We start from the raw sequence: 23,744 nt of genomic DNA, 5'->3' as shown, positions 1-23,744 counted from the left end.
GGCATGACGCCCAAAGGATCACAAACAGCAGGCCTTGAGGACCGGGTCACCGGGGCCCTCGTGGGCGCCGCGGTCGCCGACGCCCTCGGCGGCCCGGTCGAGGGCTACTCCCCCACACAGATCCTCGAACGCCACGGCGGCCGCGTCCACGGCATCGTCGGTCCCTGGAACGGCGACGAGTGGCGCACGGCCCGCCCCCTGGCCCCGTACCACAAGGGCGACGGGCACGTCACCGACGACACGTTGATGACCCATGCGCTGGTACGGGTCTACGCGGCCGTCCGCGACCACCTCGACGCCTACGCGATCGCCGACCACCTGGTCCCCGACCTGATGACGAACCCCCGCTGGATCCCGGAGCTGGAGGCGGAGGCCCTCCCCCTGCATCGGGTGTTCCTCGCCGAGAAGTGGCTGGTGACCCGGCTCCACTACGCCCACGCCGACCCCCGCGAGGCGGGCGTCGGCAACATCGTCAACTGCGGCGCGGCGATGTACATGGCACCGGTCGGCCTGGTCAACGCGGCCGGCCCACGGGCCGCCTACGCCGAGGCCCTCGACATCGCCGGCGCCCACCAGTCGTCGTACGGCAGGGAGGCGGCGGCGGTCTTCGCGGCGGCGGTTTCCGCGGCGTGCGTGCCCGGCGCCGACCCGGACTCGGTCGTCTCGGCCGCCCTCGCCCTGGCCAAGGACGGCACCCGCACGGCGATCGAGCGGGTCTGTGAAGTGGCGTGCCAGTACACGGACTTCGAGTCGGCCCTGGTCCCGCTCCGTGAGGCGGTGGCCCCGTACGACACGGTGGGCCCGGACTACCGCGCCCCGTCCCTCGGCGCCCGCCGCCCCTCCCGTGTCCACGCCATCGAGGAGCTCCCCGTCGCCCTGGGCATGTTGCTCGTCTCAGGCGGCGACTACCGGGAGGCGGTACTGGGCTCGGTGAACTACGGCCGGGACTGCGACTCGACCGCCACGATGGCGGGCGCCCTGGCCGGCGCCCTCGGCTCCCCCGTCCCGGACGAGTGGTCGAAGGCGGTGTCGGAGGCCAGCCGTCTGGACCTGTGGGAACCGGCCCGCACGCTCACCGAGGTGGCCCGCGAGGTCTTCGAGCGGGACGTGCGCCGACGCAGGGCCCACGAGGCGGCGTTCGCACGGCTCGGAGGCGACGGATGCTCCGACTGACGTGGGTCCAGCCGGAGGACCTGATCGGTCACGAACTCCGGCAGGCGGCGCTGGACGGTCGCGAGGCGTCGGTGATCGCGGCGCGGTGGAGGGCGGCGGGTGGCACGGACGCCCCGGCGCGGGCGGGGGCGTCACCGGAACGGGCGTCTCACTACCTGCGGCAACTGGCCGAGGACCTGCTGGACGAACTGGCGCAGCTTCCCAGCAGGTTGGCGGACGCGGAGCCGACCGACCTCGCCGCGATCAAGGCGCTGTGCGCCGACTGGCCGAGCGCGCCCGCCTCCACGGTGGCACCCGACCCGGAGCGTCTGGAAGCCGCCTGGCTGGGCCGGGCCGCGGGGTGTCTCCTGGGCAAGCCGGTCGAGAAGCTTCCCCGTCAGGCCATCCGCCGACTGGCCGAGGCCGCCGGCAACTGGCCCCTGGACCACTACTTCACCGCCCGCGGAGTCCCGGCGGACCTCACCTCGGAACACCCCTGGAACCGGCGGTCGGCCGCCACCTCCCTCGCCGAGAACATCGACGGCATGCCCGAGGACGACGACCTCGACTACCCCTTGCTCAACCTCCTCCTGCTCCAGCGCCACGGCCGCCGCTTCACGACCGCCGACGTGGCGGCCCTCTGGCTGGACGAGCTCCCGGCGGGCCGCACCTTCACCGCCGAACGCGTCGCCTACCGCAACCTCCTCACCGGCGTCGAACCCCCGCACACGGCCCGCCACCGCAACCCGTTCCGCGAATGGATCGGCGCCCTGATCCGCGCGGACGTCCACGGCTGGACCAATCCGGGGGACCCGGCCGCCGCGGCCGAACAGGCCCACCGCGACGCCACCCTCACCCACACCGCGAACGGCGTCTACGCGGCGATGTTCACCGCGGCCGTCATCGCCCGGGCCGCCATAGGGGCCCACGACGTCCACACCTGCCTGCGCACCGGCCTCAGGGTGATCCCGCCCGGCTCCCGCCTGTCCCGAGCGGTCCGCCACGCCGTGCAACTGGCCGAAGAGCAGCCCGACTTCGAGACGGTCGTCGACGAACTCCACGCCACCTACGCCGACACCCACCACTGGGTCCACGCCATCCCGAACACGGCCCTTGTCGCCGCCGCCCTCACTCACGCGGACGGCGACTTCACGGGCTCCATCTCCCGTGTGGTGGGCGGCGGTTGGGACACCGACTCCAACGGCGCCGCGGCAGGGGGCATCGCCGCCCTCCTCGCCGGCACGCCCACCGCCCTCCCGGACCGCTGGACCACCCCGCTCAAGAACCGACTGGCCACCTCCGTCGGTGACTTCAACGGCACCGGCTTCGACACCCTGGCCCACCTGACCCACCGGGAGGCGTCCCGCCCATGACCCACATCGTCGTACTGGGCAGCACGAACATGGACCTCGTCACCTATGTCGAGAAGGCCCCGCAGCGCGGAGAGACCGTGACGGGACGGGAGTTCCGGACGATCCCCGGCGGCAAGGGCGCCAACCAGGCGATCGCCGCGGCCCGCGCCGGCGCCACCGTGTCGATGATCGGCGCCGTCGGCAACGACACCTACGGCGCCCACCTGCGCTCCACGCTCGAACACTCCGGCGTGGACACCGACCTGCTGCGCACCATGGAGGGCCCGTCGGGCACGGCCCACATCGTCGTGGACGACGCGGGCGGCAACGCGATCGTCGTGATCCCCGGCGCCAACGGCACCGTCGACCACCTCGCCCCCGGCGACGAGGGCCTCATCGCCTCCGCCGACATCCTGCTGCTGCAGCTCGAGATCCCGATGCCGGCGGTCGTAGCGGGAGCGCGGGCCGCCCGCGCCCACGGCGTCCGTACGATCCTCACCCCGTCCCCCGCCCAGCCCCTGCCCCCCGAACTTCTCGCCGCCACCGACCTGTTGGTGGCCAACGAGTACGAGGCCATCACCCTCACCGACGAGCCGGACACCATCGACGCGGCCACCGCCCTGCTGGAAGGCGTCCCGGCCGTGGTCGTCACGCTCGGCGCGGCGGGCAGCCTGTATCTGGCCCGGGACGCCGAGCCGCTCGCCGTGGGGGCCCCGCAGGTCACCGCCGTGGACTCCACGGGCGCGGGCGACACGTTCGTCGGCGCCCTCGCGGTGGCCCTGGGCGAGGAGCGGCCCATCCGCGAGGCCCTGACCTGGGCGGCCGCCGCGGCCGCGCTGTCGGTCCAGCGGCCGGGCGCCTCCGCGTCGATGCCGTACCGCTCCGAGATCGACGCGCGGTACACCTCATGACCACGCCCCCCGCCCACGCCCCGCTCGCCGACCTGCGCGTCCTCGACCTCGCCACCCTCTTCGCCGGGCCCCTCGCGGCCACGATGCTCGGTGACTTCGGCGCGGAGGTGGTCAAGGTCGAGCACCCGACGAAACCCGACCCGTCCCGCGGCCACGGCCCCTCCCGGGACGGGATCGGCCTGTGGTGGAAGGTCCTCGGCCGCAACAAGCGCACGATCACCCTCGACCTGTCCCGGCCCGCCGGCCGCGCCGTCCTGCTGCGGCTGGCCGCCACCGCGGACGTACTGATCGAGAACTTCCGCCCGGGCACCCTGGAGAAGTGGGACCTCGGCTGGCCGGAGCTCTCCGCCGCCAACCCCCGGCTGATCCTCACCCGCGTCACCGCCTTCGGCCAGTTCGGTCCCTACGCCCACCGCCCCGGCTTCGGCACCCTCGCCGAGGCGATGAGCGGCTTCGCGGCCATCACCGGCGAGCCGGACGCCCCTCCGACGCTGCCGCCCTTCGGCCTCGCCGACTCGATCGCGGGCCTCACGACGGCGTACGCCGTGATGACCGCGCTGACCGCCCGCGAGCGCACCGGCGCGGGCCAGGTCGTCGACATGGCGATCATCGAACCGATCCTGACCGTCCTCGGCCCCCAGCCGACCTGGTACGACCAGTTGGGATACGTCCAGGCGCGCACCGGAAACCGCTCGGCCAACAACGCCCCGCGCAACACGTACCGCACCGCCGACGGCGACTGGGTGGCCGTCTCCACCTCGGCACAGTCCGTCGCGGAGCGCGTGATGCACCTGGTGGGCCGCCCCGAGCTCATCGACGAGCCCTGGTTCGCCACGGGTGCCGACCGCGCCGCGCACGCCGACGTGCTGGACGCGGCGGTCGGCGACTGGATCTCCGCCCGCAGCCGCACCGAGGTCCTCGCGGCCTTCGAGAAGGCGGAAGCGGCCGTCGCCCCGGTGCAGGACGTGCGGGACGTGCTGGCGGACCCGCAGTACCAGGCCCTCGGCACGATCACGACGCTCGACGACCCCGAGCTCGGCCCGCTGCGCATGCAGAACGTCCTCTTCCGTCTCTCCTCGACCCCGGGCGCGATCCGCTGGACCGGCCGTCCGCACGGCGCGGACACGGAGGAGGTCCTGATCGAGCTGGGGCTGAGCCCGAAGGAGCTGACGGCTCTGCGCGAGGAGGGCGCGGTATGACGGCACCCCCGCTCACCTGGCTGTACGCCCCCGGCGACCGTCCCCACGTCGTCGCCAGGGCGCTGGCCGCCGGCGCCGACGTCGTCGTGATCGACCTGGAGGACGCGGTCGCCCCGGACCGCAAGACCTACGCCCGCGAAGCCACGGCCGACCTGCTCGCCGAGCCCCAGTCCGTACCGGTCCACGTCCGGGTGAACGCCGTGGACGGCCCGCTGGGACCGAGGGACCTCGACGCCCTGGCCGCGCTTCCGGGCCTTTCCGGCCTGCGCCTGCCCAAGGTGACGTCGCCGTCCCAGATCATCCGCGTGGCGCTACGGACGGCCCGCGCGTCCGGCGGTCCTCTCGCCCTCTGCGCCCTCCTGGAGACAGCCCTCGCCGTGGAGCACGCCTACGCCATCGCGGCGGCGCATCCGTCGCTGCGCGGCATCTCCCTCGGCGAGGCGGACCTTCGCGCCGACCTGGGCGTACGGGGGGACGCGGGCCTCGACTGGTCCCGCTCCCGCGTCGTGGTGGCCGCGAGGGCGGCGGGTCTGCCCCCGCCGTCCCAGTCCATCCACCCGGACATCCGCGACCTGGAGGGTCTCGCCGCCTCCTGCACGCACGGCCGCGCCCTCGGCTTCCTGGGCCGCGCCGCCATCCACCCCCGTCAACTCCGCATCATCGAGCGGGCCTACCTGCCCACGGCCCAGGAGATCGAGGAGGCGGAGACCATCGTGAAGGCGGCGACGAGGCAACAGGGCGCCCAGGCGCTGCCGGACGGCACCTTCGTCGACGCGGCGGTGGTGGCGACGGCCCACCGCACGCTGTCACTCGCGCACCGTCACTGACCGTCAGCTCTTGGCCGACTCTGCCTCGCCCTCGGTCTCGGGTTCGGGCTCGGTCTCGGCCTTGGTATCGGCCTTGGTCTCGGGCTTGGCGTCGTCCTTCGGGTCGCCTTCCACGGCGTCCGCTTCCTTCGCCACGGCGTCGTCCTCACCGTCGGCGCCGGCCTCGCCGGCGGGCACCTCGTCGGCCGCCCCCGGCTCGACCACGGCCTCACGGCCCGGCTGCTTCCGCGACGACACCACGATGTAGGCCACCGCCAGCAGGAACACGATCCCGGCGGTCCAGTCGTTCAGCCGCAGCCCGAGGATGTGGTGGGCGTCGTCGACCCGCATGTACTCGATCCACGCCCGGCCCACGCAGTACGCGGCGACATACAGCGCGAACGCCCGCCCGTGCCCGAGCTGGAAGCGCCGGTCGGCCCAGATGACCAGGAACGCGACGCCGATGCACCACAGGGACTCGTACAGGAACGTCGGGTGGTAGTAGCCCGGCACCCGGCCGTCCGCGGAGGAGGTGATGTGCAGCGCCCAGGGGACCTTGGTCTCCTTGCCGTACAGCTCCTGGTTGAACCAGTTGCCCCAGCGTCCGATCGCCTGCGCGAAGGCGATGCCGGGCGCGATGGCGTCGGCGTAGGCGGGCAGCGGGATGCCCCGGCGCCGACAGCCGATCCACGCGCCGACCGCGCCGAGCGCGATCGCTCCCCAGATACCGAGTCCGCCCTGCCAGACCTTGAAGGCGTCGACCCAGTCACGGCCCGAGCTGAAGTACAGCTCGTAGTCCGTGATCACGTGGTACAGCCGGCCGCCGACGAGGCCGAACGGCACGGCCCAGACAGCGATGTCGGCCACCGTGCCGGCCCGCCCGCCGCGGGCGATCCAGCGCTTGTTGCCGAGCCAGACCGCGACGAAGACACCGATGATGATGCAGAACGCGTAGCCGCGCAGCGGAATGGGGCCGAGATACAGCACCCCGCGCGACGGACTCGGAATGTAGGCAAGTTCTTCCATGGCAGGGTCGACGCTACCGTGCCGGACCGGGCGCACGGCAGGCAGCCTGGCTACGGGTCCATAACGGGCAGGTGTGAAAGGTCCCCGCCCGCGGTCACCGCTTGTCGGCCTGCTGGACCAGTTGCTTGAGCTTGGCCGGGGTCATCGTCTGGTCCTGGTAGATGTTCTTGCCGTTGAGGAGCACGGTCGGTGTGCCGGTGAGGCCGGCGGTCTTGAAGGCGGTGTTCGACTTGTTCACCCAGGCGTCGTGCGTCCCGCCGTCGACGCAGGTGCGGAAGGTCGCCGTGTCGAGGCCGCCGACCTTGCCCGCGAGCGTGATCAGTCTGCCGTTGTCCGAGAAGGCGTCGTTGGTCTCCTCCGGCTGGTTCTCGTACAGCACGTCGTGGAAGTCGCGGAACCTTCCGGCGTCCTGGGCGCAGGCCGCGGCGTTGCCCGCGCGCAGGGAGCCGGTGCCGCCGAGGTTGCCGTCGATCAGCCTGACCAGGTGGTACTCGACTCTGAGCCGGCCGGAGTCGGTGAGTTCGTGGATCGTCGAGCGGTAGGTGGTCTCGAAGGCCTGGCAGGCCGGGCAGCGGAAGTCCTCCCAGACCGTGAGCGTCGACCGGGCGCCGTCCTTGCCGACCGGGATGGCGAGACTGTCCTTGCCCTGCGCCCCGGACGGCGCCACGACCGGACCCGAGCTCTTGGTGCTCTTGCTCTTGCCCGCGTTCGCGGCGACCACGCCGATCACCGCGGCCAGTCCCAGCACACCGACGACGCTCGCGCCGACGATCAGCGCGCGGCGTCGCCTCTCCGCGGTCCTCTGCTTCTCGCGCTCGACCGCCAGCCGCTCGCGGGCGGTGCGCTTTCCCTCGCTGTTCTTCTCGCTCACACCCCCAGAACGAACCGGGGAGGCGCAGCGCGCCTCCCCGGTCCCAGGTCCACCCGTTCGAGTGACCGAATGGTCCTCTGTGTTCTGTTGTGCCGAGTGTGTCGTGTTGTGCAGAGGGCTACGCCTGTCGGCGCACGCCCTTCGCCAGTTCCCCGGCGAGTTCGCGAACCGCCTCGACTCCGGCCGCGTCGTCCGGCGCGTCCAGCATCCGCTTCACGAAGGCCGAGCCGACGATCACGCCGTCGGCGAAGCCGGCCACCTCGGCGGCCTGTTCGGCGTTGGAGACGCCGAGGCCGACGCAGACGGGCAGGTCGGTGCCGGTCGCCCGGGTCCGCTCGACCAGGTCGTGGGCCTGGGCGCCCACCGACTCGCGGGTGCCGGTGACGCCCATGAGCGAGGCCGCGTACACGAACCCGCTGCCCGCCGCGGTGATCTCGGCGAGCCGCGCGTCCTTGCTGCTGGGCGCGACCACGAAGACCGTGGCGAGCCCGTGCTTGTCCGCATGCTCCCTCCACGGCGCCGACTCCTGCACGGGCAGGTCGGGCAGGATGCACCCGGCGCCCCCGGCCTCCGCCAGCTCGGCGGTGAAGCGCTCGACGCCGTAGCGGTCGATGGGGTTCCAGTACGTCATGACGAGGATCGGCTTGCCGGTGGCCTCGTGGGCCTCCTTGACCGTCCGCATGACGTGCGCGATCTTGACGCCGCCGCGCAGGGCGATGTCGTCGGCGGTCTGGATGACGGGACCGTCGAGGACGGGGTCGCTGTGCGGCAGACCGACCTCGACGATGTCGGCGCCGCCCTCGAGGACGGCCTTGATCGCCTCGATGCCGCCGTCCACGGTCGGGAACCCGGCCGGGAGGTAGGCGATGAGCGCGGAACGGCCCTCGGCCTTGGCCGCGGCGAGGGTGTCCGACAGCAGCTCAATGTTCCCGCTCACTTGGCGTCCCCCTCGATCTCGGCGGTGTCGGCGGCGTTGGCGGCGACCTCGGCGTCGGTGTCGTACAGGCCGAAGTAGCGGGCGGCGGTGTCCATGTCCTTGTCGCCGCGGCCGGAGAGGTTGACGACGATCAGGCCGTCCGGGCCCAGCTCCCTGCCGACCTCCAGCGCACCCGCGAGGGCGTGGGCGCTTTCGATCGCCGGGATGATGCCCTCGGTGCGCGAGAGCAGGCGCAGCGCCTGCATCGCCGCGTCGTCGGTGACCGCGCGGTACTCGCCCCGGCCGCTGTCCTTGAGGTACGAGTGCTCGGGGCCGATGCCCGGGTAGTCCAGGCCGGCCGAGATCGAGTACGGCTCGGTGATCTGGCCCTCCTCGTCCTGCAGGACGTAGGACCGGGAGCCGTGCAGGATGCCGGGCTCGCCTGCGGTGAGGGTGGCCGCGTGCTCGCCGGTCTCGACGCCGTGGCCGGCCGGCTCGCAGCCGATCAGGCGGACGCCGGTGTCCGGGATGAAGGCGTGGAAGAGGCCGATGGCGTTGGATCCGCCGCCGACGCAGGCGATCGCGGCGTCCGGGAGGCGTCCGGCCCGCTCCAGGAGCTGGCGCCTGGTCTCCACGCCGATGACGCGGTGGAAGTCGCGCACCATCGCGGGGAAGGGGTGGGGACCTGCGACCGTACCGAACAGGTAGTGGGTGTGGTCGACGTTGGCGACCCAGTCCCGGAAGGCCTCGTTGATGGCGTCCTTGAGCGTGCGGCTGCCGGACTTCACGGCGATGACCTCGGCGCCGAGCATGCGCATGCGGGCCACGTTGAGGGCCTGGCGCTCGGTGTCGATCTCGCCCATGTAGATGGTGCACTCGAGACCGAAGAGGGCGCAGGCGGTGGCGGTCGCCACGCCGTGCTGACCGGCGCCGGTCTCCGCGATGACCCTGGTCTTGCCCATGCGCCGGGTGAGCAGGGCCTGACCAAGGACGTTGTTGATCTTGTGGGATCCGGTGTGGTTGAGGTCCTCGCGCTTCAGGAAGACGCGGGCGCCACCCGCTTCCGCGGCGAAACGGGGAACTTCGGTGAGCGCCGAGGGGCGCCCTGTGTAGTTGACCAGGAGGTCGTCGAGTTCGCGGGCGAACTCCGGGTCGTGCTTGGCCTTGTCGTACTCGACGGCCACCTCGTCGACGGCGGCTACTAGGGCCTCCGGGATGAACTTGCCGCCGAAGGTGCCGAAGTAGCCTTCGGGGCTCGGTACTTGACCCTCCGGGTCGGGGATGAAGAAGTCGCTGGGCATGGCTGAACCTCACGGTGAGTGCGTGTTTATGACACTAAGCGCCGTGGGGCGGGGGGTCGTCAGACGGCTGCGAGCCCGTGGGGGCTTGTCGCGCCCACGCGGCGGCAGCCGCAGATCAAATACAGCCCCGCGCCCCTGGAGGGGCGCTGCCATCGACGGCCGTTCACCTGGCCGGGTTCGTCTCCGATGACGTAGCGCACGCGGCGGCCGTGGACCCGGCGGGCGGGGGCGCGGCAGCCCCGGGGGCGGCAGCCGCGGGCGAGGCGGGCGTGCCGGTCCAGGGTCGTCGCGGTGAGAGTCATCGGGGTCAGCCTACCGAAAGATCAACTGCGTCCGTGCCGAAGAGCGGGGTGCTCCCCTGCCGCCACCAGGTCGGAGACGGCCGTCTTCGGGTCCTTCCCCGTCACCAGGGACTCGCCGACCAGGACCGCGTCGGCGCCGGCGTTGGCGTAGGCGATGAGGTCGTGGGGGCCGCGGACGCCGGACTCGGCGATCTTGACGAGGTGGTCGGGGATCTCCGGGGCGACGCGCTCGAAGGTGGAGCGGTCGACCTCGAGGGTCTTGAGGTTGCGCGCGTTGACGCCGATGACCTTGGCGCCGGCGTCCACGGCCCGCTCGACCTCGTCCTCGTCGTGCACCTCGACGAGCGGGGTGAGACCGATGGAGACGGCGCGCTCGATGAGGGACTCCAGGGCGGGCTGCTCCAGGGCGGCCACGATCAGCAGGGCGAGGTCGGCGCCGTACGCGCGGGCCTCCCAGAGCTGGTACGACGTGACGATGAAGTCCTTGCGCAGGACGGGGATGTCCACGCGGGCGCGGACGGCCTCCAGGTCGGCCAGCGAGCCGCCGAAGCGGCGCTGCTCGGTGAGGACGGAGATGACGGCCGCGCCGCCCGCCTCGTAGTCCGCGGCGAGTCCGGCCGGGTCGGCGATCGCGGCCAGCGCGCCCTTGGACGGGCTGGAGCGCTTGACCTCGCAGATGACCTTGACGCCGTCGCCCTTGAGCGCGGCGAGCCCGTCCTTGGCCGCGGGTGCCTTCGCCGCGCGCTCCTTGAGCTCGTCGAGGCTGACGCGCGCCTGCCGCTCCGCGAGGTCGGCACGGACTCCGTCGATGATCTCGTCGAGCACACTCACGCGAGCGGCCCCCTTCCAGAGACGGTGGACTGTTGAAGCTTTTTGACCGTCGGGAGAAAACCGGTGGTCACTGCGATGGTATCCGCAGGAGGGCGTAGCCCTCGCATCCGGTTGACGCCGGTCCCAGTACCTGGACGTTCACCGGTTGATCAAGGGTGTAGCCAGCCACCGAACGGCAGGTTCCGGACAACCGTGAAGACCAGCAGCAACGCCCCCAGCGCCCACAGCTGCGTCGACCCGAGCGTCAGGCTGAGCGGCCGTCCGCGCGCCGCGCGCACCACCCATACGGTCCACAGCACGGCGAAGAGCGGGTAGCCGACGGTGGCCGGGGCGTTGTCGTGGAGTGCCCGGAGGAAGTCGCCGTGGATGAAGGCGTGCGCGCTGCGCAGGCCGCCGCAGCCGGGGCAGTACAGGCCCGTGAAGCGGTACAGGGGGCAGACGGGGTAGTGGCCGGGCCGGCCGGGGTCCACCGTGCCCACGTAGGCGAAGGCACCGACCACGGCCGCCATGATGCCGGCGGGGACGGCGAGCCGCGCCGCCGCCGTGGGTTCGGCGCGGGGCTGCGTGACGGGCTGGCTCTCGGTGTTCACGTCACGCATTCTCCCCCCGGACGGCCGCCACGCGCGCGTGCGGAGGCTGCGGGCGCCCCTCAGCTCTTGGCGTGCGCGGCCTGGCTCTTGGCCAGCTCCGACTGGAAGCTGTCGTGCGCGTCCTTGGGCTGTCCCATGCCCATCGCGCTCATGACCCAGCCGACGATGCCGCCGATGACCACGATCGCCATGCCGGCCCAGAAGCCCACGGGCTGGGCCATCACCATGAAGGCGCCCGAGACGCAGAAACCGATGAAGGCGATGATGACACCGGTCCAGGCGGCCGGGGTGTGACCGTGGCTGCTGCCCGCCATGACTTGCTCCTCGTTGCTGATTACGTGTCTGAGCCGGACGCTCACCCGACATTGTCCCGCACGTGCGGCCGTGCGCTGCTCGGGGGTGGCCCTTCGCGCGTCGGCGCCGTCGGTTACGCGCTCGTCGGGTCCTCCCCGCGGTCGAGGGCCTTCCACAGGTCCTCGGGGCGGTCGGGGTCGACGGTGGCGGCCCTGCGGCGCGGCTTCGGCGCCCCGTCGCGCTCGTAACGGCCGGACATCGCCGGCCAGTGCCGCCCGTAGCGCAGCGCGAGCAGCCCGGCCAGCAGGATCAGCGCGCCGCCCACCGCGGCCACGTACGGCCAGGCCGTGTGGCTGAGGGCGTGGACCGTGGCCGAGGTGTCGCCGGCCGCCTGCGCGGCCTTGTCGTCGAGCGCCGAACTGTCGGACGCGCCCAGCAGTGCCGCGGCGATCGTGCCGACGCCGGAGAGCGCGAGCAGCGCCGCGACCAGCAGGCGCCCGGCCCGGCGGACGGCGAAGACGGCGACCAGCGCGGCGAGTCCCACTATGGCCAGCGCGGCGGGCACGCCCGTCACGTCGCTGCCCTTGGCGGTCAGGGAGAAGGCGCCGCCGGCCACCGTCGTGGTGCCCTGCGACCAGCGCTGCCGGGTCGACAGCAGCGCGACGGCCGCGCCGAGCGCGCCGGCCAGCAGGGCGACGGCGAGGGAGAGGCGGCCGGCCCGGGCGGGTCCTGCGGCTTCGGAACGGGGGTGAGGTACGGCAGTCACGTACTCCACTATCGCCCGGACCCCGGGTGAACCGTCACCCGGGGTTCACGTCAGAGCCGTCCTACCGGCCGAGCCGGTTGGCCGTGTGGACCGCCCGCAGGACCGCCGCCGCCTTGTTGCGGCACTCCTGGTCCTCGGCGACCGGGTCGGAGTCGGCGACGATGCCGGCGCCCGCCTGGACGTACGCGGTGCCGCCGCGCAGCAGGGCGGTGCGGATGGCGATGGCGGTGTCGGAGTCGCCCGCGAAGTCGAGGTAGCCGACGCAGCCGCCGTACAACCCGCGCCGGGACGGCTCGAGTTCGTCGATGATCTGCATGGCGCGCGGCTTGGGCGCGCCGGACAGGGTGCCGGCCGGGAAGCAGGCGGTGAGGACGTCGAAGGCGGTGCGGCCCTCGGCGACCTTGCCGGTGACCGTCGAGACGATGTGCATGACGTGCGAGTACCGCTCGACGGACATGAAGTCGACGACCTCGACGGAGCCGGGCTCGCAGACCCGTCCGAGGTCGTTGCGCCCGAGGTCGACGAGCATCAGGTGCTCGGCGCGCTCCTTGGGGTCCGCGAGCAGTTCCTCGGCGAGGGCCTGGTCCTCCTGCGGACTCGCCCCGCGGTGCCGGGTTCCGGCGATCGGGTGGACCATGGCCCGCCCGTCCTCGACCTTGACCAGCGCCTCGGGGGACGAGCCGACGACGTCGAAGCCGTCGAAGCGGAACAGGTACATGTACGGGGAGGGGTTGGTGGCCCGCAGGACCCGGTAGACGTCCAACGCGCTCGCCGTGCACGGCGTTTCGAAGCGCTGGGAGGGGACGACCTGGAAGGCCTCCCCGGCCCGGATGCGCTCCTTGACGTCCTCGACGGCGGCCTGGAAGTCGGGGCCGCCCCACAGGGCGGTGTACTCGGGGAGTTCCGAGGGCGGCAGGACCGCGGGCGGCTGGGCCACCGCACGGCTGAGGTCGGCCTCCATGGCGTCGAGGCGGGCCACCGCGTCCGCGTACGCGTCGTCGACGCCGGTGTCCAGGTCGTTGTGGTTGATCGCGTTGGCGATCAGCAGGACCGAGCCCTCCCAGTGGTCCATGACGGCGAGGTCGCTGGTGAGCAGCATGGTCAGCTCGGGCAGCCGCAGGTCGTCCCGCTCGCCCGGGCCGATCTTCTCCAGGCGGCGCACGATGTCGTAGCCGAGGTAGCCGACCATGCCGCCGGTGAAGGGCGGCAGGCCCTCCTGGTGCGGGGTGTGCAGGGCCTCGATGGTGGCGCGCAGGGCGGCGAGCGGATCGCCGTCCACGGGGACGCCCACGGGCGGGGTGCCGAGCCAGTGCGCCTGGCCGTCGCGGGAGGTGAGGGTCGCCGCGCTGCGGACGCCGACGAAGGAGTATCGAGACCATCGAAAAGCTGTGCGGCCGTTCTCGGCGGACTCCAGCAGGAAGGTGCCGGGGCGCTCGGCGGCGAGCTTGCGGTAGAGCGCGACCGGGGTGTCGCCGTCGGCGAGGAGCTTGCGCGTGACCGGGATGACGCGCCGGTCGGTGGCGAGCTTGCGGAAGGTCTCGAGGTCCATGACGGCTGACCTTACTGATCCGAGCCGGGGGTGCCGGAACCGGCGCCGTCCTTGAGCAGCACGTCCGCGTCGAAGCAGGTGCGCGCGCCGGTGTGGCAGGCGGCGCCGACCTGGTCGACCTTGACCAGTACGGTGTCGGCGTCGCAGTCCAGTGCGACGGACCTGACCCACTGGAAGTGGCCGGAGGTGTCGCCCTTGACCCAGTACTCCTGGCGGCTGCGCGACCAGTAGGTGCAGCGGCCGGTGGTCAGCGTGCGGTGCAGCGCCTCGTCGTCCATCCAGCCGAGCATCAGCACCTCACCGGTGTCGTACTGCTGGGCGATGGCGGGCAGGAGTCCGTCGGCGCTGCGCTTGAGGCGCGCGGCGATCTCCGGGTCGAGGCTGCTGGGCTGGGGCGAGCTGGTCATGGGTGCCATTGTGCCGCGCGCCACTGACAGTGACGGCGCGGTGTCCACTGATTGGAAAAAGCGGCGCGACAGCGCCTCGGTGAGGGGTGGTGGTCGGGAGACGGGTGGGCGGACCGCACGGGTGGCCGTAGGCTGGCTGGCATGTCGACTTTCGCCAAGCGTGAACGACTTCTCCTGGCCGACCTGTTGGAGGCCGAGGGCCCGGAGGCCCCGACCCTCTGCGAGGGCTGGCTCACCCGTGACCTCGCCGCGCACGTGGTGGTGCGCGAGCGCCGTCCCGACGCCGCCGGCGGCCTCCTGATCAAGCAACTCGCGCCGCGCCTGGACCGGGTGATGGCGGAGTTCACCGCGAAGCCGTACGAGGAGCTGATCCAGCTCATCCGCACCGGCCCGCCGCGCTTCTCACCGTTCCAGCTCAAGCAGGTGGACGAGCTGTCGAACACGGTCGAGTTCTACGTCCACACGGAGGACGTCCGCCGGGCCCGGCCGGACTGGACGCCGCGCGAGCTGGACCACGTCTTCCAGGACGCCCTGTGGTCCCGCCTGGAGCGCTCGGCCCGGCTGATGGGCCGCGGCGTGCCCACCGGCCTGGTGCTGCGCCGCCCCGACGGCCAGACGGCGGTCGCGCACCGCGGCACACCCGTCGTCACGGTGACCGGTGAACCGTCCGAGCTGCTGCTGTTCTCCTACGGCCGGCAGAGCGCCGCCCAGGTGGAACTGGACGGCGACAAGGAGGCCGTCGCCAAGCTGCACGAGGCCAAGCAGCTCGGCATCTGAGCGGCGGCCGGCCGGCGGGCGTCAGCGGACGGGGTGGCCGGCTTCCCTGAGCGTCTGTTTCACTTCGCCGATCCGCAGATCGCCGAAGTGGAACACCGACGCCGCCAGGACCGCGTCCGCGCCCGCCGCGATGGCCGGCGGGAAGTGGGCGAGCCGGCCCGCGCCGCCCGAGGCGATGACCGGCACGGTGACGTGCTTGCGGACCGCGGAGATCATCTCCAGGTCGTAGCCGTCCTTCGTGCCGTCCGCGTCCATGGAGTTCAGCAGGATCTCCCCGGCCCCCAGCTCCGCGGCCCGGTGCGCCCACTCGACCGCGTCGATGCCGGTGCCGCGCCGGCCGCCGTGGGTGGTGACCTCGAAGGTGCCCTCAGGGGTACGGCGGGCGTCCACCGACAGGACCAGGACCTGGCGGCCGAACCGCTCGGCGATCTCGCGGATCAGCTCCGGACGGGCGATGGCGGCCGTGTTGACCCCGACCTTGTCGGCGCCCGCCCGCAGCAGTCTGTCGACGTCCTCGGCCGTGCGGACGCCGCCGCCGACCGTCAGCGGGATGAACACCTGCTCGGCCGTGCGGCGCACCACGTCGTACGTCGTCTCGCGGTTGCCGGACGACGCGGTGATGTCCAGGAAGGTCAGCTCGTCGGCGCCCTCGGCGTCGTACACCTTGGCCATCTCGACGGGGTCCCCCGCGTCGCGCAGGTTCTGGAAGTTCACGCCCTTGACGACCCGGCCGTTGTCCACGTCCAGGCAGGGGATGACTCGGACCGCCAGGGTCATGAATCCACGGCTCCTCTGCATGCCTCTAGTTCCACTTCGACCAGGATGCGCGGGTCGACGAAGCCCTCCACGACCAGCAGGGTCGCGACCGGCCGCACCGCGTCGAAGAGCTCCTTGTGCGCGCGGCCCACGTCGTCCACGTCCCGCGCGTGGGTCAGGTACATCCGCGTACGGACCACGGACTCCACCCCGAGCCCGAACTCGCCGATCGCCTCGATGGCGCTGGTGAAGGCCACCTTGGCCTGCTCGTACGGGTCGCCCTCGCCGTACAGCACGTCGCCCTTGAAGGACGTCGTGCCCGCCACCAGCACGCGGTCGCCCGCCGCCACGGCGCGTGCGAAACCGAAGGTCTCTTCCCAGGGGGTCCCGCTCTGCACACGCCGTACGGCATCGGACGTCATGACACTGTGCCCCTTTTCAAGACGTGGCCTCGAGGGCCTCTTCGAGCGTGAACGCCTTCGCGTACAGCGCCTTCCCGACGATCGCGCCCTCGACACCGAGAGGTACCAGTTCGGCGATGGCGCGGAGGTCGTCGAGCGACGACACGCCACCGGAGGCCACGACCGGGCGGTCCGTCGCCGCGCAGACGTTCCTCAGCAGCTCCAGGTTGGGACCCTGGAGCGTGCCGTCCTTGGCGATGTCGGTGACGACATAGCGGGCGCAGCCCTCCTTGTCGAGGCGCTCCAGCGTCTCGTAGAGGTCGCCGCCGTCCCGGGTCCAGCCGCGGCCGCGCAGGGTGGTGCCCCGTACGTCCAGGCCCACCGCGATCTTGTCGCCGTGCTCGGCGATGACCTTGGCGACCCACTCGGGGGTCTCCAGGGCGGCCGTGCCGAGGTTCACGCGCGTGCAACCCGTGGCGAGGGCGGCGGCCAGCGAGGCGTCGTCGCGGATGCCGCCGGACAGCTCCACCTTGATGTCCATCGCCCGCGCGACCTCGGCGATCAGCGCGCGGTTGTCGCCGGTGCCGAACGCGGCGTCCAGGTCGACCAGGTGCAGCCACTCGGCGCCCGACCGCTGCCAGGCGAGGGCGGCCTCCAGCGGGGAGCCGTAGGAGGTCTCCGTGCCGGACTCGCCGTGCACCAGGCGGACGGCCTGGCCGTCGCGGACGTCGACGGCGGGGAGGAGTTCGAGCTTGGCCATGTCTCTACAGGGTTCCGATCCAGTTGGTGAGCAGCTGCGCTCCGGCGTCGCCGGACTTCTCGGGGTGGAACTGGGTGGCCCACAAGGCGCCGTTCTCGACGGCGGCCACGAAGGGCTTGCCGTGCGTCGCCCAGGTCACCCGGGGGGCGCGCATCGTCGGGTTGTGCACCTCGAGGGACCAGTCGTGGACGGCGTAGGAGTGCACGAAGTAGAAGCGTGCGTCCGCGTCCAGGCCGGCGAACAGCTCGGAGTCGGCCGGTGCCTCGACGGTGTTCCAGCCCATGTGGGGCACGATCTCGGCCTGCAGCGGCTCGACCGAGCCGGGCCACTCGTCGAGGCCCTCGGTCTCCACACCGTGCTCGATGCCCCGCGCGAACAGGATCTGCATGCCGACGCAGATGCCCATCACGGGCCGTCCGCCGGACAGCCGCCGGTCGACGATCCAGTCGCCGCGCGCCTCCTTGAGCCCGCGCATGCAGGCGGCGAAGGCGCCGACGCCCGGCACCAGCAGGCCGTCGGCGTTCATGGCCTTGTCGTAGTCACGCGTTATCTCGACATCGGCCCCGGCGCGCGCGAGGGCGCGTTCGGCGGACCGGACGTTCCCGAAGCCGTAGTCGAAGACGACCACGCGTCTGGTCGGAGCGCTCAACTCCACACCCCCAGCCTCATGATGCCCGCGACCAGGCACATCGCGGCGCCGATCGACAGCAGCACGATCAGCTGCTTCGGCATCTGCTGTTTGACGAAGGAGATGATGCCGCCGACCAGGAAGAGGCCGACGACGATCAGGATGGTCGACAGGCCGGTCACAGCGCGCCCTTCGTGGAGGGGAGGATGCCCGCCGCGCGCGGGTCGCGTTCCGAGGCGTAGCGCAGGGCCCGCGCCAGGGCCTTGAACTGGCACTCCACGATGTGGTGCGCGTTTCGACCGTACGGCACGTGCACGTGCAGCGCGATCTGGGCCTGGGCGACGAAGGACTCCAGGATGTGCCGGGTCATCGTGGTGTCGTACTCGCCGATCATCGGCGCCATGTTCTCGGGCTCGGTGTGCACGAGGTAGGGGCGGCCGGACAGGTCGACGGTGACCTGGGCGAGGGACTCGTCCAGCGGGACCGTGCAGTTGCCGAAGCGGTAGATGCCCACCTTGTCGCCGAGCGCCCGCTTGAAGGCGGCGCCGAGGGCGAGGGCGGTGTCCTCGATGGTGTGGTGCGAGTCGATGTGCAGGTCGCCCTCGGTCTTCACGGTGAGGTCGAACAGGCCGTGCCGGCCGAGCTGGTCGAGCATGTGGTCGTAGAAGCCGACACCTGTCGACACGTCGACCTTTCCGCTGCCGTCGAGATCGATCTCGACGAGCACCGAGGTCTCCTTGGTGACCCGCTCCACGCGTCCCACGCGGTTCATGCGTCCAGCTCCTTCTTCAGTTCGCGTACCGCGTCGAGGAACGCGTCGTTCTCTTCGGGGGTTCCGGCGGACACCCGCAGCCACCCCGGGATGCCGTTGTCGCGGACCAGGACGCCCCGGTCGAGGATCTTCTGCCAGGCGGTGTGGGAGTCCTCGAACCGCCCGAACTGCACGAAGTTGGCGTCGGATTCGACGACCTCGTAGCCGGCCGCGCGCAGCTCGGCGACCAGCCGGTCGCGCTCCGCCTTCAGCTGCTCGACGTACTTCAGCAGGGTGTCGGTGTGCTCCAGGGCGGCCAGCGCGGTCGCCTGGGTGACGGCCGAGAGGTGGTAGGGCAGCCGTACCAGCTGCACCGCGTCCACTACGGCCGGGTGGGCGGCGAGGTACCCGAGCCTGAGCCCCGCCGCGCCGAACGCCTTGGACATCGTCCGGGAGACCACGAGGTGCGGGCGGCCCTCGATGAGGGGCAGCAGCGAGTCGCCGTGGCTGAACTCGACGTACGCCTCGTCCACGATGACCATGGACGGCTTCGCCGCCTGCGCGGCCTCGTACAGCGCGAGGACCGTCTCGGGCGGGACGGCGTTGCCCGTCGGGTTGTTGGGGGTCGTGACGAAGACGACGTCCGGCTTGTGCTCGGCGATCCACCGCCGGGCCGCCGGGAGGTCGATGGTGAAGTCCCCGTTGCGCGGACCGGAGATCCAGCCCGTGCCGGTACCGCGGGCGATGAGCGCGTGCATCGAGTACGAGGGCTCGAAGCCGATGGCCGTGCGGCCCGGTCCGCCGAAGGTCTGCAGCAGCTGCTGGATGACCTCGTTGGAGCCGTTCGCCGCCCACACGTTGGCGAGGCCCACCTCGTGGCCGGAGGTGTCCGTCAGGTACCGGGCGAGCCGCGTGCGCAGTTCGACGGCGTCGCGGTCCGGGTAGCGGTTGAGGTCCCGGGCCGCCTCGCGGACGCGCTCGGCGATCCGCTCGACCAGCGACTCGGGCAGCGGGTAGGGGTTCTCGTTGGTGTTCAGCCGTACGGGGACGTCCAACTGGGGCGCGCCGTAAGGGGACTTGCCGCGCAGCTCGTCCCGTACGGGGAGATCGTCGATTCCGAAGTTCACTTGCTCGCCGGCACCTTCCACCCGAACCTTGCCTTGACCGCCGCGCCGTGGGCCGGCAGGTCCTCCGCCTCCGCCAGCGTGACCACGTGGTGCGCGACCTCGGCCAGCGCGTCCTTCGTGTAGTCGACGATGTGGATGCCGCGCAGGAAGGACTGGACGGACAGGCCCGAGGAGTGGCAGGCGCACCCACCGGTGGGCAGGACGTGGTTGGAGCCGGCCGCGTAGTCACCGAGCGAGACCGGCGCCCAGGGGCCGATGAAGATCGCGCCGGCATTCCTCACCCGGTCGGCCACGGCGGCCGCGTCCGCAGTCTGGATCTCCAGATGCTCGGCGCCGTACGCGTCGACCACCCGCAGTCCCTCCTCGATGCCGTCGACGAGGACGATCGCGGACTGGCGGCCCTTGAGCGCGGGCACGATCCGGTCGTCGATGTGCTTGGTGGCCGCGACCTGCGGCTCCAGCTCCTTCTCGACGGCGTCCGCGAGCGCGAGGGAGTCGGTGACCAGGACGGCGGCGGCGAGCGGGTCGTGCTCGGCCTGGCTGATCAGGTCGGAGGCGACGTGCACCGGGTCGGCCGTGTCGTCGGCGAGGACCGCGATCTCGGTCGGGCCGGCCTCGGCGTCGATGCCGATCTTGCCGGTGAAGTAGCGCTTGGCGGCGGCGACCCAGATGTTGCCGGGCCCGGTGACCATGTTCGCGGGCGGGCAGGACTCGGTGCCGTGGGCGAACATCGCGACGGCGGTGGCGCCGCCGGCCGCGTACACCTCGTCGACGCCGAGCAGGGCACAGGCGGCGAGGATCGTGGGGTGCGGGAGGCCATCGAACTCCGCCTGCGCGGGCGAGGCGAGCGCGATGGACCCGACGCCGGCCTCCTGCGCGGGTACGACGTTCATGACCACGGAGGACGGGTAGACCGACCGGCCGCCCGGCGCGTACAGCCCGACGCGCTCGACCGGCACCCACTTCTCGGTGACCGAACCACCGGGAACGACCTGGGTGGTGTGGTTCGTACGGCGCTGCTCGCGGTGGACCAGACGGGCGCGCCGGATGGACTCCTCCAGGGCCGCGCGGACCGCCGGGTCGAGCTCCTCGAGGGCCTTCGCCAGGGCCTCGGCGGGCACCCGTACCTGGTCGAGCCTGACCCCGTCGAACTTCTCCGCGAAGTCGATCAGCGCCGCGTCACCCCGATGATGGACGGCTTCGCAGATCGGACGCACCTTCTCGAGGGCGGCCTGGACGTCGAAGTCGGCTCGGGGCAGCAGGTCACGCAGGGCGGGCCCCTCCGGGAGGGCGTCGCCGCGCAGATCGATTCGGGCCAAGAAGGGATATTGCAGCACGGGGTCAATTCTCTCAGACCCGGGTCGGCCGTCGTGCGCTCGTATCAATGGCTGATACACGACGGCCCTGGAACCCGGAAGATCGCCTTCACGTCCAGTGATTCGGGTGTTACGCATCGGGCATGAACAGTTGTGCGAACACAGGACTGGAGGAGTTGTGACCGAGGGGGCCGGCCTGCGCGCCGGAGACCTGCCGGACGATCTGACCGCCGCCGAGGCCGGGATGTGGCAGGCCTTCCGCAACGGCAGTGTGTACGACCTCAGCAGCGGGGACACGGTCGTCGACGATCCGCACGGCGGGCATCCCTGGGGGCCCGGGCGGACCGTGCGGGCGCGGATCGTGTGCTGGCTGCTGCTGGACGGCCCGCCCGCGCTCGCGGGCCGGGTGTCCTCGCTGAAGCTGCGCGGCGTGCAGATCAGCGGCACGCTCGACCTGGCCGGCGGGGTCGTGGGACCTTACGTCGAGCTGCGCGGCTGCCGTTTCGAGCGGGAGGTGCTGCTGCCGGAGGCCCGGTTCACCACCGTGCGCATGATCGACTGCTCGGTGCCGCGTCTGGAGGCGGCCCGGGTGCACACGGAGGGCGACCTGCATCTGCCGCGCTGCCGGTTCCTGGGTGGTGTACGGCTGACCGACGCGCACATCGGCACCGACCTGCTGCTCAACCAGGCGATCGTGCACCGGGACCGCAGCGGCCGCTCCATCGCCGCCGACGGCATGACGGTCGGCCAGGACCTGCAGGCCGAACTGCTGGAGTCGGAGGGCGAGCTCAGCCTGCGCAGCGCGAAGGTCGGCGTCTCGCTGAGCCTGCGCGGCGCCCGCCTGTCCAACCGGTACGGCCGGCTCGCGCTGAACGCCCCGCAGCTGACCGTGGAACGCACCCTGTACCTGACGCCGGCCGGTGTCGGCGCCGCCATGGTGAGCGGGGCGACGCCCGCGCGCGGGACACGGATCCAGCGCTTCGAGTGCGAGGGCGGGATACGGCTGGACGACGGGCGGTTCGGGGACGCCGTCGACCTGGAGCGGGCCCGGTTCGCCTTCACCGACGACCAGGAGCTGTCCCTGCGCCGCGTCCAGACGCCCGAGCTGCGTTTCCTCGGCGAGAGGCCGCAGCGCGGGAAGGTGGTGCTGTCGGGGGCGCGGGTGGTCAACCTGATCGACCGGGCGAGCGCCTGGCCGGGGCCGGGCAACCTGCACATGGGCGGCTTCCAGTACGAGAACCTCGTACCGCAGGGGCCGTTCCCGCTGCAGGAGCGGCTGGAGTGGGTGGCCGCGGCGACCGCCGAGTACAACCCGGAGCCGTACGAGCGGCTGGCGGCCGTGCTGCGGGCGAGCGGCGAGGACGTGGAAGCGCGCGAGGTGCTGCTGGCCAAGCAGCGCCGGCGCCGGGAGGGCCTGCCGGCGGCCGCCAAGCTGTGGGGGTACGCGCAGGACTGGACGGTGGCGTACGGCTACCGGCCGGGGCGGGCCGCGGTGTGGATGGCGGTGCTGTGGGCGGCGGGCTCGCTGGCCTTCGCGCACGCGAGCCATCCGCCGGCGCAGCACGGGGAGCACCCTCCGTGGAACCCCGCCCTGTACGTCCTCGACCTGCTGCTTCCCGTCATCGACCTGGGTCAGACCGGCCTGTGGCAGCTGCGCGGGGGCTGGCAGTGGCTGTCGACGGCGATGATCCTGCTGGGCTGGATCCTGGCGACCTCGGTGGCCGCCGGGGCGAGCCGGCTGCTGCGACGGAACTGATCATCACAGGACGCACACAACCCGGACAGTTGTTGAACAACGGACCTTTACGCTGTCTTGACCGCTCGGCATACAACTTTCCATGAGTTGCCCCGTCCGTCTGGCGCACGCTTGACCTGCGGCCTTTCAATGGTCGACACCATGGCTCTGCTGCACCCCTTCAGCCGCACGGCCCGGACCTCCCGGACCGTGCCGCCGCGCCCCGTCGCACCCGCGTCGCCCGGGGAGGCCTCCGGCCTGCCGGCCGACGACGAGGTGCTGCTCGACGCGCCCGACGACCGCCTCGGCGCCGCGCTGGTCGCCGCCGCGCGCGGCGAGTACGGGCCCGCGTCCGAGCTGCTCGCCGCCACGCGCACGCTGGCCCGGTGGGAGTACCGCGACCGGTACACGAGGCGGCTGGCCGCGTTCGCGCGCTCGCGGGACGAGTGGCTCACGGCATGGTCCGCCGCCGATCCCCGCGACCCGGACGCGCTGCTGGTCGCCGGACAGCTCGCGGTGGACCGGGCCTGGGACTCGCCGGCCCGGTCGGAGCTGCTGCGCGAGGTGAGCCCCCTGATCACGGCCGCCGCGCGCGGCGACGACCGCGACCCGGTGCCCTGGCGGCTCGCCCTGGACCACGCGCACGGCACGAACGCCGGCCACAAGTACTTCTCCGAGCTGTGGGAGGCGGCCCTGCGCCGCGCCCCGCACCACTACGGCTGCCACGCGGCCGCCCTGCGCTATCTGGCCGCCTCCTGGCGCCACTCCCACCTCGAGTGCTTCGACTTCGCCGACCGGGCCGCGCAGGACGCCCCCCTCGACTCGCTGATCCAGGCACTGCCGTCCCGGGCGGCCTTCGCGTACCTCACCGACGACTGCGGCGCCCAGGTGCCGCACGAGCGGCTGGAGGCGGCCGCCGACCGGGCCATCGCGCTGTCGGCCCGCTTCCCCGCGGCGGACCCGTGGCCCTCGGAGATCCGCAACAAGCTGACGTACGTCCTGGTCCGCCTGGAGCGCTGGCAGGAGGCGCTCGACCAGCTTCGCCTCATCGGCCCGTACGCCACGTCCTTCCCCTGGGTCCATCTGTCCGACGACCCGCTGGCGTTCTTCCTGAGCGTGCGTGCCGAGGTCCGTGTCCGGGCGGCGGAGCAGGCGTCCGTACAGCCACGAACCGGGCGCGTCGAACGCACGCCCTTCCGCGACCACTAGGCTTCTGCGTC

General features: G+C 72.2%; 27 protein-coding genes. 8 read left to right on the top strand and 19 right to left on the bottom strand.

The window, feature by feature from the left end:
• The first annotated feature begins 3 nt into the window (after positions 1–3).
• From ACIRVK_RS18815 to ACIRVK_RS18795, 5 genes are read left to right on the top strand one after another with little or no spacing between them, the layout of a single operon-like run.
• Positions 4–1,173, top strand: a complete 1,170-nt coding sequence (locus ACIRVK_RS18815) for an ADP-ribosylglycohydrolase family protein (RefSeq protein WP_404248306.1) — start codon at positions 4–6, stop codon at positions 1,171–1,173.
• Positions 1,161–2,525, top strand: a complete 1,365-nt coding sequence (locus ACIRVK_RS18810; RefSeq protein ID WP_404248304.1) for an ADP-ribosylglycohydrolase family protein — start codon at positions 1,161–1,163, stop codon at positions 2,523–2,525. The genes ACIRVK_RS18815 and ACIRVK_RS18810 overlap by 13 nt, the downstream gene beginning before the upstream one ends.
• Positions 2,522–3,415, top strand: a complete 894-nt coding sequence (gene rbsK, locus ACIRVK_RS18805; protein ID WP_404248302.1) for a ribokinase — start codon at positions 2,522–2,524, stop codon at positions 3,413–3,415. The genes ACIRVK_RS18810 and rbsK overlap by 4 nt, the downstream gene beginning before the upstream one ends.
• Positions 3,412–4,614, top strand: a complete 1,203-nt coding sequence (locus tag ACIRVK_RS18800; protein WP_404248300.1) for a CaiB/BaiF CoA transferase family protein — start codon at positions 3,412–3,414, stop codon at positions 4,612–4,614. The genes rbsK and ACIRVK_RS18800 overlap by 4 nt, the downstream gene beginning before the upstream one ends.
• Positions 4,611–5,441, top strand: a complete 831-nt coding sequence (locus ACIRVK_RS18795) for an HpcH/HpaI aldolase/citrate lyase family protein (protein ID WP_404248298.1) — start codon at positions 4,611–4,613, stop codon at positions 5,439–5,441. Before ACIRVK_RS18800 ends, ACIRVK_RS18795 begins: the two co-directional genes overlap by 4 nt.
• 3 nt (positions 5,442–5,444) lie before the next feature.
• On the opposite strand, the gene lgt is transcribed toward ACIRVK_RS18795, so the two are convergent.
• The 11 genes from lgt to hisI form a co-directional block, all read right to left on the bottom strand.
• Positions 5,445–6,446, bottom strand: coding sequence for a prolipoprotein diacylglyceryl transferase (gene lgt, locus ACIRVK_RS18790; protein ID WP_404248296.1), 1,002 nt, complete (start codon positions 6,444–6,446; stop codon positions 5,445–5,447).
• 94 nt (positions 6,447–6,540) lie between these two features.
• Positions 6,541–7,317 (bottom strand): DsbA family protein, encoded by a 777-nt coding sequence (locus ACIRVK_RS18785; RefSeq protein WP_404248294.1) that lies wholly within the window; start codon positions 7,315–7,317, stop codon positions 6,541–6,543.
• Between the two features lie 118 nt (positions 7,318–7,435).
• On the bottom strand, positions 7,436–8,254 hold the full coding sequence (gene trpA, locus ACIRVK_RS18780) for a tryptophan synthase subunit alpha (RefSeq protein ID WP_404248292.1): 819 nt from the start codon (positions 8,252–8,254) through the stop codon (positions 7,436–7,438).
• Positions 8,251–9,534 (bottom strand): tryptophan synthase subunit beta, encoded by a 1,284-nt coding sequence (trpB, locus tag ACIRVK_RS18775; RefSeq protein ID WP_404248290.1) that lies wholly within the window; start codon positions 9,532–9,534, stop codon positions 8,251–8,253. The genes trpA and trpB overlap by 4 nt, the downstream gene beginning before the upstream one ends.
• A 59-nt stretch (positions 9,535–9,593) precedes the next feature.
• Positions 9,594–9,836 carry a tryptophan biosynthesis modulator TrpM gene (trpM, locus tag ACIRVK_RS18770; RefSeq protein ID WP_404248288.1) on the bottom strand — a complete coding sequence of 81 codons (243 nt, stop codon included), beginning with the start codon at positions 9,834–9,836 and terminating at the stop codon, positions 9,594–9,596.
• Between the two features lie 21 nt (positions 9,837–9,857).
• On the bottom strand, positions 9,858–10,667 hold the full coding sequence (gene trpC, locus ACIRVK_RS18765; RefSeq protein ID WP_404248286.1) for an indole-3-glycerol phosphate synthase TrpC: 810 nt from the start codon (positions 10,665–10,667) through the stop codon (positions 9,858–9,860).
• Between the two features lie 149 nt (positions 10,668–10,816).
• Positions 10,817–11,266 carry a DUF2752 domain-containing protein gene (locus ACIRVK_RS18760; protein WP_404248284.1) on the bottom strand — a complete coding sequence of 150 codons (450 nt, stop codon included), beginning with the start codon at positions 11,264–11,266 and terminating at the stop codon, positions 10,817–10,819.
• Positions 11,267–11,316: 50 nt separating this feature from the next.
• Positions 11,317–11,571 (bottom strand): HGxxPAAW family protein, encoded by a 255-nt coding sequence (locus tag ACIRVK_RS18755; RefSeq protein WP_404248283.1) that lies wholly within the window; start codon positions 11,569–11,571, stop codon positions 11,317–11,319.
• A 113-nt stretch (positions 11,572–11,684) separates the two neighbouring features.
• Positions 11,685–12,326: a TIGR02234 family membrane protein gene (locus tag ACIRVK_RS18750; protein WP_404248281.1), complete on the bottom strand. Its 642-nt coding sequence runs from the start codon at positions 12,324–12,326 to the stop codon at positions 11,685–11,687.
• A 52-nt stretch (positions 12,327–12,378) separates the two neighbouring features.
• Positions 12,379–13,866, bottom strand: coding sequence for an anthranilate synthase component I (locus ACIRVK_RS18745; RefSeq protein ID WP_404248279.1), 1,488 nt, complete (start codon positions 13,864–13,866; stop codon positions 12,379–12,381).
• An 11-nt stretch (positions 13,867–13,877) separates the two neighbouring features.
• Positions 13,878–14,273 (bottom strand): phosphoribosyl-AMP cyclohydrolase, encoded by a 396-nt coding sequence (gene hisI, locus ACIRVK_RS18740; protein WP_404248277.1) that lies wholly within the window; start codon positions 14,271–14,273, stop codon positions 13,878–13,880.
• 141 nt (positions 14,274–14,414) lie between these two features.
• Here hisI and ACIRVK_RS18735 point away from each other — a divergent pair, with 141 nt between their 5' ends.
• Positions 14,415–15,050, top strand: a complete 636-nt coding sequence (locus tag ACIRVK_RS18735; protein ID WP_404248275.1) for a TIGR03085 family metal-binding protein — start codon at positions 14,415–14,417, stop codon at positions 15,048–15,050.
• Between the two features lie 21 nt (positions 15,051–15,071).
• On the opposite strand, the gene hisF is transcribed toward ACIRVK_RS18735, so the two are convergent.
• Genes hisF through hisD form a run of 8 tightly spaced genes read right to left on the bottom strand, consistent with a single transcriptional unit; the run spans position 15,072 to position 20,792 of the window.
• Positions 15,072–15,827, bottom strand: coding sequence for an imidazole glycerol phosphate synthase subunit HisF (hisF, locus tag ACIRVK_RS18730; RefSeq protein ID WP_404248273.1), 756 nt, complete (start codon positions 15,825–15,827; stop codon positions 15,072–15,074).
• Positions 15,824–16,228: a RidA family protein gene (locus tag ACIRVK_RS18725; RefSeq protein ID WP_404248271.1), complete on the bottom strand. Its 405-nt coding sequence runs from the start codon at positions 16,226–16,228 to the stop codon at positions 15,824–15,826. Before ACIRVK_RS18725 ends, hisF begins: the two co-directional genes overlap by 4 nt.
• Before the next feature lie 16 nt (positions 16,229–16,244).
• A complete protein-coding gene (priA, locus tag ACIRVK_RS18720; RefSeq protein ID WP_404248269.1) occupies positions 16,245–16,967 on the bottom strand; it encodes a bifunctional 1-(5-phosphoribosyl)-5-((5-phosphoribosylamino)methylideneamino)imidazole-4-carboxamide isomerase/phosphoribosylanthranilate isomerase PriA in 723 nt (240 codons plus the stop codon).
• Positions 16,968–16,971: 4 nt separating this feature from the next.
• Positions 16,972–17,616, bottom strand: coding sequence for an imidazole glycerol phosphate synthase subunit HisH (gene hisH / locus ACIRVK_RS18715; protein ID WP_404248267.1), 645 nt, complete (start codon positions 17,614–17,616; stop codon positions 16,972–16,974).
• Entirely contained in the window at positions 17,613–17,777 is a 165-nt protein-coding gene (locus ACIRVK_RS18710; RefSeq protein WP_404248265.1) for a hypothetical protein, read from the bottom strand. The genes hisH and ACIRVK_RS18710 overlap by 4 nt, the downstream gene beginning before the upstream one ends.
• Positions 17,774–18,367, bottom strand: a complete 594-nt coding sequence (gene hisB, locus ACIRVK_RS18705) for an imidazoleglycerol-phosphate dehydratase HisB (protein WP_404248263.1) — start codon at positions 18,365–18,367, stop codon at positions 17,774–17,776. The genes ACIRVK_RS18710 and hisB overlap by 4 nt, the downstream gene beginning before the upstream one ends.
• The gene (locus tag ACIRVK_RS18700; protein ID WP_404248261.1) at positions 18,364–19,473 is read right to left on the bottom strand and encodes a histidinol-phosphate transaminase; all 1,110 of its coding nucleotides are present in this window, start codon (positions 19,471–19,473) and stop codon (positions 18,364–18,366) included. The genes hisB and ACIRVK_RS18700 overlap by 4 nt, the downstream gene beginning before the upstream one ends.
• Complete coding sequence (gene hisD, locus ACIRVK_RS18695; protein WP_404248259.1) at positions 19,470–20,792, bottom strand: histidinol dehydrogenase; 1,323 nt, start codon at positions 20,790–20,792, stop codon at positions 19,470–19,472. Before hisD ends, ACIRVK_RS18700 begins: the two co-directional genes overlap by 4 nt.
• Before the next feature lie 175 nt (positions 20,793–20,967).
• Between hisD and ACIRVK_RS18690 the strand changes: the two genes are divergently transcribed.
• Together ACIRVK_RS18690 and ACIRVK_RS18685 are read left to right on the top strand one after the other, a co-directional pair.
• Positions 20,968–22,545, top strand: a complete 1,578-nt coding sequence (locus ACIRVK_RS18690) for an oxidoreductase (protein ID WP_404248257.1) — start codon at positions 20,968–20,970, stop codon at positions 22,543–22,545.
• Positions 22,546–22,674: 129 nt separating this feature from the next.
• Positions 22,675–23,733 (top strand): hypothetical protein, encoded by a 1,059-nt coding sequence (locus ACIRVK_RS18685; protein WP_404248255.1) that lies wholly within the window; start codon positions 22,675–22,677, stop codon positions 23,731–23,733.
• The last annotated feature ends 11 nt before the right edge of the window (positions 23,734–23,744 follow it).

The organism is Streptomyces sp. NPDC101152, assembly GCF_044768275.1.
In the GTDB taxonomy this organism is placed as follows: domain Bacteria; phylum Actinomycetota; class Actinomycetes; order Streptomycetales; family Streptomycetaceae; genus Streptomyces.
The sequence above is the reverse complement of the archived record's forward strand: the minus strand, read 5'-3'. Positions and strand labels throughout refer to the sequence as shown.